The organism is Mycobacterium sp. (assembly GCF_049683935.1).
In the GTDB taxonomy this organism is placed as follows: Bacteria; Actinomycetota; Actinomycetes; order Mycobacteriales; family Mycobacteriaceae; genus Mycobacterium.
Genome location: NZ_JBAUJR010000178.1, coordinates 1 through 8,045, shown reverse-complemented (window position 1 = coordinate 8,045; position 8,045 = coordinate 1). Strand labels below are relative to the sequence as shown.

The 8,045-nt window shown below is 67.6% G+C and carries 9 protein-coding genes and 1 pseudogene; all 10 read right to left on the bottom strand.

The features are described 5' to 3' along the window. Positions 1-84: 84 nt before the first annotated feature. Positions 85-477 (bottom strand): DUF308 domain-containing protein, encoded by a 393-nt coding sequence (locus WA965_RS09935; protein WP_526294136.1) that lies wholly within the window; start codon positions 475-477, stop codon positions 85-87. A gap of 39 nt (positions 478-516) precedes the next feature. Continuing rightward, positions 517-1,329 carry a DivIVA-like cell division protein Wag31 gene (gene wag31 / locus WA965_RS09930; RefSeq protein ID WP_526294137.1) on the bottom strand — a complete coding sequence of 271 codons (813 nt, stop codon included), beginning with the start codon at positions 1,327-1,329 and terminating at the stop codon, positions 517-519. 214 nt (positions 1,330-1,543) lie between these two features. Then, positions 1,544-1,834 carry a YggT family protein gene (locus WA965_RS09925; RefSeq protein ID WP_526294138.1) on the bottom strand — a complete coding sequence of 97 codons (291 nt, stop codon included), beginning with the start codon at positions 1,832-1,834 and terminating at the stop codon, positions 1,544-1,546. Positions 1,835-1,972: 138 nt separating this feature from the next. Beyond that, positions 1,973-2,605 (bottom strand): cell division protein SepF, encoded by a 633-nt coding sequence (locus WA965_RS09920; protein WP_526294139.1) that lies wholly within the window; start codon positions 2,603-2,605, stop codon positions 1,973-1,975. Further along, positions 2,602-3,441, bottom strand: coding sequence for a YggS family pyridoxal phosphate-dependent enzyme (locus WA965_RS09915; RefSeq protein ID WP_526294140.1), 840 nt, complete (start codon positions 3,439-3,441; stop codon positions 2,602-2,604). The genes WA965_RS09920 and WA965_RS09915 overlap by 4 nt, the downstream gene beginning before the upstream one ends. Further along, on the bottom strand, positions 3,438-4,151 hold the full coding sequence (gene pgeF / locus WA965_RS09910; protein ID WP_526294141.1) for a peptidoglycan editing factor PgeF: 714 nt from the start codon (positions 4,149-4,151) through the stop codon (positions 3,438-3,440). Before pgeF ends, WA965_RS09915 begins: the two co-directional genes overlap by 4 nt. 19 nt (positions 4,152-4,170) lie before the next feature. Beyond that, complete coding sequence (gene ftsZ, locus WA965_RS09905; protein ID WP_526294142.1) at positions 4,171-5,328, bottom strand: cell division protein FtsZ; 1,158 nt, start codon at positions 5,326-5,328, stop codon at positions 4,171-4,173. Between the two features lie 208 nt (positions 5,329-5,536). Beyond that, positions 5,537-6,499, bottom strand: coding sequence for a cell division protein FtsQ/DivIB (locus tag WA965_RS09900; protein WP_526294143.1), 963 nt, complete (start codon positions 6,497-6,499; stop codon positions 5,537-5,539). Then, positions 6,496-7,923, bottom strand: coding sequence for a UDP-N-acetylmuramate--L-alanine ligase (murC, locus tag WA965_RS09895; RefSeq protein ID WP_526294144.1), 1,428 nt, complete (start codon positions 7,921-7,923; stop codon positions 6,496-6,498). Before murC ends, WA965_RS09900 begins: the two co-directional genes overlap by 4 nt. Further along, positions 7,920-8,045: pseudogene (locus WA965_RS09890) on the bottom strand (UDP-N-acetylglucosamine--N-acetylmuramyl-(pentapeptide) pyrophosphoryl-undecaprenol N-acetylglucosamine transferase); the annotation flags it as partial. The pseudogene WA965_RS09890 and the gene murC, both read right to left, overlap by 4 nt.

Sequence of the window (8,045 nt, the reverse complement as noted above, 5' to 3'; positions counted from 1 at the left end):
CACCAGGTCAGCGACGACGAGGTGCGCGACTTGCTGGCCACGCCGACCGTCGATCGCGCCACCACGGACAGGTGACCGGCAGGATCAACTCCTGGTGGTGTCGCCGTCCGCGGGTTTCCCGTATGCCTCGTTCTCCGGGGTGAACACGGTGGTGTCTTCTTCGCGATCATGAGGAACCGGTTCGACGTCGGCCGGCGAGTCCTCCGCGGGGATCTCTTCGTAGTCGGCAGCGACGGGGGCTTCCTCGGGGTAGTCCTCGTCGTAGATGACTTCGGTCTCGTCACTCGCTGCGTCGTCGGCGCCCTCGCCGCCGTCCTCGCCCTTGGACCGGTCCCGCAGTGCATCGACGATCAGCAGCACCACGCCGATCACACTCGCGGCGATACACACCCACGCGATGAGCTCGTTGCTCGTCACGACGGCCGTCACCAGCGCCGCGAGGCCGATGACTGCCAGGACTAACGCGACGATCAGCATGGGCCTACCCCGCAAGGTGTGAGTCGGAGGTGCACGTGACTAGTTGTTGCCCCGGTTGAACTGGTTGAAGCCGCCCTCGTTGTTGGCGCCGGAGTCAACAGGTGCGGCCGAGCCGCGCTGACCCAGTTCCTCGAGCTGAGACTCCAGGTAGGTCTTCAGGCGCGTACGGTACTCACGCTCGAAGGTCCGCAGTTGTTCGAGACGGCCTTCCAGCACCGTGCGCTGCTGGTTGATGGTGCCCATGATCTCGGAGTGCTTGCGCTCGGCGTCCGCCTGCAGGGCATCGGCCTTCTCCTGAGCCTGCCGCAGTTGCGTTTCGGAGCGGGTCTGCGCGTCGGCCAGCATGGCGTCGGCGCGCTGACGGGCCTCGGCAACGGTGGTCTCGGCGGTCTGCCGGGCTTCGGAGACCATCGCGTCTGCTTCGGCGCGTGCGTCGGCGAGCATCTTGTCGGATTCCGCCTTGGCGGTTCCGGTGAGCCTGTCGGCGGTGTCCTGGGCAAGGCCCAGGATCTTCGCGGCACGCAGGTGCTGATCCTCCGACGGTGCCGCGGCCTGCTGCGCGGGCGGAGCCTCGTACACCGGCTGCGGTGGCGGGGGTGCGGGTTCGGGTTCCGGCTCGTAGGCTGGAATCGTCTGAGTCGGCTGGGCGCCGCCGCCCGAACGCGACGACGCGAGCTCCTGATCGAGTTCGGCGACCCGCTGGCGCAGGTCGCTGTTCTCCTCGATGAGGCGGGACAGCTCGTTCTCGACGAGGTCGAGGAACGCGTCTACCTCGTCCTCGTTGTAGCCGCGCTTACCGATTGGTGGCTTACTGAACGCGACGTTATGCACGTCAGCGGGTGTGAGCGGCATTGTCTGCCCCCTTGAAGTCTGGACCGTCAAACGATCTCAAAGTGTAGAGCCTTGCTGGAGAGTAACTGGCGTCCATCCTGTCACACCAGACCCGGCGGTTGCAGGCGAGGCGGCAATTAAGGGGGAAACTCAACAATACCGAGATGTTGTCGACCGGCTTTCGACCTGGAATTTCCGATCCCGGGGACGCAGATCCGGTTGTCGGACCCGGAGGTCAGGCCGCCGCGCCGAACGCCAGCTGCATGCCGATGAACGCCGCCAGCAGCAACACCATGATCGACAGATCGAACCTGATGGCACCGATCGTGAGCTGCGGAATTATCCGCCGGAGCAATTTCACGGGCGGATCGGTGAGCGTCATGATGACCTCGAGAATGACCACCGTGGCGCCCCGGGGTTGCCAGTCACGGCTGAACGAGCGGATGAACTCGACCACCACCCGGGCGATCAGCAGCAGCCAGAACACGAACAGCGCAAAACCAAGAATTTCAAAGAACAGTGACAACGACAGCCGTCCTCACTACAGGCAGATGTGTGACATGCGATACAAGCGAGTGCCGCTCAGAGCCGATGGCGCTTGCACGACGTTGTCAGCCTACCCGCCGAACCGGAAGTGCTCCGACCCGAGCGGAAGCGGAAAAAGCTACTGGTAGGCGTAGAAGCCGGCCTCGGCGATGCGGCGGCGCTGCTCGGCGGTCACATCGACGTCGGCAGGCGACAGCAGGAACACCTTGGTGGCGACCTTGTCGAAGGAACCGCGAAGCGCGAACGCCAGTCCCGCCGCGAAGTCGACGAGGCGCTTGGCGTCGGCGTTGTCCATCGACACCAGGTCCATGATCACCGGCGTACCGTCGCGGAACCGCTCGCCGATGGTGCGGGCCTCGCTGTAGTCCTTGGGACGGAGCGTGGTGATCTTGGCCATCGGGCTGCCGGCTTCGAACAGTTCGGCCATCCCACGCGGATCCATCGCCAGCGCACCCCGGGTGGAGCCCCGCATGGCGCCGAATCGTGGTGGGGTGCGGTCGAATTCACGCGGTGTGCGCAACCTGGCCTCGAACCGTGGGTCGTCCAACCCACCGCGGTACGCGGCGGGTTCGTCATAGTCCCGCCCGCGGTCGTCGTACCCGCGCGTGTAGCCGTCGTCGTCGAAGCGGTCTTCGCGGGGGCGCCGGTAGCCGCGCGCGGGGCCGCGATCGTCGTCCTCGTAGTAGTCGTCCTCGTAGTCATCCATCGGCGCCATACCGAAGTAGGCCTTGACCTTGTGCAGTGTGCTCATCGTGAGGACCCTTCTCGCGGTGTCGAGGTATTCGAGGCATCCGGATTTTCAGCGGAATCTGTTGTCTGTGATGAAGATGTGACTGGAGTGACTACTTCGGGTGACGTTAGCGGTCGCGATCCCATAAGCGCGGTACCGACACGCACACATGTCGAACCATGTTCGACCGCCGTCTCGAGGTCGCCGGACATCCCCGCGGACAGCTCGAGACGCTGCTGATAGCGGTGCTGTACCCGCTCACGCTCCTCGTGTAAACGCGCAAAAGCCGCACCGGGATCAGCACCCAGCGGCGGGATGGACATCAGGCCGACGAAGCGCAACCCGCGGGATTCATCGACCGCGGAGCACATCTCGTCGATCCGCCCGGTGGCCGCGACGTCCACGCCGCCCCTGGTCTCGTCGCCGTCGATACTGATCTGCAGGTAGATCCGTAGCGGCTCGACGCGCTGCCCCCGGTCGAGCGCGTCCGCGCACGCCCGGTCGAGCGCGGTGATCAGCTTGACGCTGTCCACAGAGTGCGCGGCGTAGGCCCACTGGGCGACCGATCGTGCCTTGTTGCGCTGGATGCGACCCACCATGTGCCAGCGGATGTCCTCACCCCCCTGGACCTCGCCGAGTTCGACGACTTTCTGCACAGCTTCCTGATCGCGGGACTCGCCGAACGCCAGGCATCCCAGCCGGCGCAGCGCCATCACGTCACTGGCCGGGAAGAACTTCGTGACGGGGAGAAGTTCGATCTCGCCGACGTCGCGCCCGGCGGCCTCGGCCGCGCGCGACAGTCGCTCACGGACCAACGCCAGCGCCTCGCTCAGTTCCTGTTCGCGGGCCGATGTCACGGGCCTGGCTCCAACCACACCAGTGACGCCAACCGCCCGGTCGGAGCGTCGCGCCGGTGGCTGAACAGATTCTTGTCCTCCACCGTGCACCGGGGATCTACGTCGATCGACCTGACACCCAGAGTGCGCAGCTGCGCGGCGATCCCGGCTCGTAGGTCCAGGCCGGGCGTGCCGCGGCGGGTGGCGGTCCGGCTGCCCGGCAACATCGACTCGACCTCGGCGGCCATCTGCGCGGGCACCTCGTAGTTCCCGCCGCTCACCGCAGGCCCGAGCAGCACGGAGATGTCCTCGACGTGCGCCCCGGCGTCGAGCATCGTCGCCACTGCGCGCGCGACGATTCCGTTCTGCGCGCCGACACGACCGGCGTGTACGGCGGCGATCACCCCGGTCCGCACATCGGCCATCAGCACGGGCACGCAGTCAGCCGTCACCACCGCCAGCGCCAAGAGCGGCGTCGTGGTGACCAAACCGTCTGTGTCGTCGACGATTTCACGAGGGCCGTCAACGACCTCGACGTGAGAGCCGTGCACCTGGTTCATCCATACGATGCCGTCCGGACGCAGGCCGACAGTGGCGGCGAGCCGCCGTCGGTTGGCTGCCACGGCGACCGGGTCGTCACCGACATGGTCGCCGAGATTGAACGTGGCAAACGGCGGCTTGGACACACCACCGGCGCGGGTGGTGGTCACGCGGCGTACCCGAAATGTCACGGCGCGACCGTAGTACGCGTCAGTGACGCATGAACGGTGGCACGTCGACGTCATCGTCGGAGATGCCGCCGTCGTCACCGCCGATACGGACAGTCGCGCCATTGGTGTGCACCGGCACGCTGGCGGCATCCGACGGCTCGAACAGTGTCGAGGTCACCCGGCCTGCCTTACCCGGCGCGATCGGTGTGGCGGCTGCGGCGTTCTCACCGGTCACCGGCTTGCGTCCGGGACCCGCCGCGTCGAAGCCCGCCGCGATCACGGTCACCCTGACCTCGTCGCCGAGCGAGTCGTCGATGACGGTGCCGAAGATGATGTTGGCTTCGGGATGCGCCGACTCCTGGACCAATGATGCGGCCTCGTTGATCTCGAAGAGACCCAGGTCGCTGCCACCGGCGACCGAGAGCAGCACGCCCTGCGCGCCCTCCATCGATGCTTCCAGCAGTGGGGAGTTGATGGCGATCTCGGCAGCCTTCAGTGCGCGCCCGTCCCCGCGGGCCGAGCCGATGCCCATCAGGGCGGTTCCTGCGCCGCTCATGACGCCCTTGACGTCGGCGAAGTCGACGTTGATCAGCCCGGGCGTGGTGATCAGATCGGTGATGCCCTGCACGCCGTTGAGCAGCACCTCGTCGGCACTGCGGAACGCGTCCATCAGCGACACCGCGGCGTCACCCATCTGCAGGAGCCGGTCGTTGGGAATCACGATCAACGTGTCGCAACTCTCCCGCAGCGCGGCGATGCCGTCCCCGGCCTGGTTGCTGCGCCGCTTGCCCTCGAACGAGAAGGGTCGCGTCACCACGCCGACGGTCAGCGCACCGAGCTTGCGGGCGATGGTCGCCACTACGGGCGCGCCGCCGGTACCGGTGCCGCCGCCCTCACCGGCGGTGACGAACACCATGTCGGCGCCGCGGAGCAGCTCCTCGATGTCGTCCTTGGCGTCTTCTGCGGCCTTCCGGCCGACCTCGGGATCGGCGCCGGCGCCGAGCCCGCGCGTCGATTCCCGACCGACGTCGAGTTTGACGTCGGCATCACTCATCAACAGCGCCTGAGCGTCGGTGTTGATCGCGATGAACTCGACGCCCTTCAGACCCTGTTCGATCATCCGGTTGACGGCGTTGACGCCGCCGCCGCCAATGCCGACCACCTTGATCACAGCGAGGTAGTTATGCGGGGGGGTCATCGGGTCGCCCTTCCTGCCTGGTTGCCTGTCGTCACGCTGGAATAACCCCTCAAGCAAACTCTCAACCTCAACCATAGGCTTAGAGTTATGTCAAGTTGTTCCGCGCAAACAGAACGGTAGGACGGCCGCGCACGGGAGCCCTGCAGGCGCGCCGACATTTTCACCAACAAATTTCTCGGGCGTGTCCGCACCGAGCCGGACCGGGCCTCTACCTGACAGTCGGCAGGTCCGGGCTGGAGACGTCGTAGGTCTGACCGGGCTGGGTCAGCAGCGCTCCCAGTTTCAGTGCCTTCTCCTCGGTGCGGTCGGTGGTCCCCCACACCACGACGCGACCATCAACCAGTGTCAGCGTGATCGCAGAGACCGACGGCGCCGAGACCCGGCCCACCTGGCTGGCGACATCGGGCCGCAGCGAGGTCATCACCTGCAGCGCCGCCTGGGTCGCCGGATCGGTGGGACCCGGGTTCTCGACGTCGAGGTAGGGCACCCCCGGCGGGGGCGGCGCGGTGGCGAAGTCCACGCCGTCCCGGTCGAACAGGTGCACGCCGTCGGGGTAGTCCTTGACCACGACCGGAATTCGCTCGACGACCGTGACACGCAACGTCGACGGGTACTGGCGTTGCACGCGGACGGTGGCGACACGCCGGATCTCCGCCACCCGTTCGGCCACCGTGTCGGTGTTCACCTGCAGCAGTGGTGTCTCCGGCGCCACCCCCGCCGCGGCGACCACCTCTTCCTGGGTGACCGCACCCAGGCCGGTCACGACAACGTTGCGGACCGACATCACGGGCGTGAAGTACAACAGCAGCCCGAGACCGACGACCAGCACTGCGATCACCGCGGTCCACAACAACAGCTTCAGTCCGCGGACGGCACCCCGTCCGAGCGTGTTCGCCTCCTGCGCCGGGCGTCCCAACGCACGACGCTTCGCGTCACGACGCGCCTCCTCGATGGCGGTGGCCCTCGCCTGCGCTGCCCGGCGCTCCTCACGTTCCCGGCGGGCGCGGCGGCGTGGTCCCTCCACATCCTCGGCGTCCTCGGCGGACGGGGGTGTCCCATCGGCGTCCACGGGCGGATTTTCCTCGTCCACGGGCGGATCCGCCTCGGGCACGGGTGGATTCGTCTCGGGATCGGGCGGTCCCACGTCGGGCTCGTCGGTGGGGCCGGTCATCGGTCAGACCCCGCCTGCAGCGCTGTCAGGATCTCCTTGCCCAGCATGGTCACGTCGCCCGCACCCATGGTGACGATCACGTCACCGGGCGAGGCGGCCGCGGCCACCCGCGCGGGCACCGCGGAGAAGTCGGGAACGTAGGTGACCGGTGCGGTCATCTGGTCGGCGATCGTGGCACCGCTGACCCCGGGGATCGGCTGCTCGCGCGCCGCATACACGTCGAGCATGAAGACCTCGTCGGCGGTGTCGAGTGCCTGCGCGAACTCGGGCGCGAAAGCCTCTGTGCGCGAGTACAAGTGCGGCTGGAACACGACGATCGAGCGCCCGCCCGATTCCCTGACGAGCGCCTGTACGGCCGTCAGCGCGGCCGTGACCTTGGTCGGATGGTGTGCGTAGTCGTCGAAGACCCGCACCCCGTTCGCGGTGCCGACCAACTCGAACCGGCGGCGGACTCCCTCGAAACCGGCGAGCGCCTCGAGCACGTCGTCGGGTGCCGCGCCGACCTGGATCGACGCCAGCAGCGCGGCGAGTGCGTTGAGTGCCATGTGCCGGCCGGGCACCGCAAGTCGCATGGTCCGCGGCCCGCTCTCCCCGGACAACTGCACCGTGGCGACCGCACTGGTACCCCGCTGCTGCCAATCCAGCAGTGCGCCCGCCAGATCGGGTCGATCGCCACTCCCGTAGCGCACCACCCGAATCCCCAGTGCAGCAGTGCGTTCGGCGAATGCAGCGGCCCCCGGATCGTCGACACACACCACGACCACGCCGCCTGGTTGCAGGCGCTCCATGAACGCGTCGAACACGTCGATGTAGGCCTGCTCGCTGCCGAAGAAGTCGAGATGGTCGGCTTCGATGTTGGTGACCACCGCGACGTCGGGCCGGTACTGCACCAGCGATCCGTCACTCTCGTCGGCCTCGGCGACGAAGTAGGCGCCACTCCCGTTGTGCGCGTTGGTGCCGGGTTCGCCCAGATCGCCGCCGACGGCGAACGACGGGTCGAAACCGCAGTGCTGCAACACCACGATGACCATCGACGTCGTCGTCGTCTTACCGGCTGTTCCGGTCACCATCACCGTGGTGTGCCCGGCCATCAGCTTGGCCAGCACAGCCGGCCGCAGGATCACCGGGATCCCCCGCCTGCGCGCCTCGACCAGTTCCGGGTTGGTCTTCGGGATCGCCGCGTGGGTGGTGACCACCACCGTCGGGCCGCCGGGCAGCATGTCGAGCGACGAGGCATCGTGGCCGATGCGAATGGTGGCGCCGCGGGCCCGCAGGGCGATCACGCCGCGCGATTCCTTGGCGTCCGACCCGGACACCAGACCTCCGCGGTCCAACAGGATGCGCGCGATGCCCGACATGCCGGCGCCGCCGATGCCGACCATGTGCACCCGCTGCAGTTCCTCGGGCAGGTCGTCGGTCGTCATCGCCGTCGTCCGTCCCGGGCGGCCCGCGCCACCTCGAGTGCCACCTCGGCCACCCGCCGTGCCGCATCAGGGTGCCCGGCGAGGGCGGCGGCGGCCGTCATCGTCGTCAACCGGGCCCCGTC

Coding starts and splice junctions, on each gene's coding strand:
- WA965_RS09935 (WP_526294136.1), bottom strand. CDS start 477: ATGCTGATCGTCGCGTTAGTCCTGGCAGTCATCGGCCTCGCGGCGCTG.
- wag31 (WP_526294137.1), bottom strand. CDS start 1,329: ATGCCGCTCACACCCGCTGACGTGCATAACGTCGCGTTCAGTAAGCCA.
- WA965_RS09920 (WP_526294139.1), bottom strand. CDS start 2,605: ATGAGCACACTGCACAAGGTCAAGGCCTACTTCGGTATGGCGCCGATG.
- ftsZ (WP_526294142.1), bottom strand. CDS start 5,328: ATGACCCCCCCGCATAACTACCTCGCTGTGATCAAGGTGGTCGGCATT.
- WA965_RS09900 (WP_526294143.1), bottom strand. CDS start 6,499: ATGACCGGCCCCACCGACGAGCCCGACGTGGGACCGCCCGATCCCGAG.
- murC (WP_526294144.1), bottom strand. CDS start 7,923: ATGACGACCGACGACCTGCCCGAGGAACTGCAGCGGGTGCACATGGTC.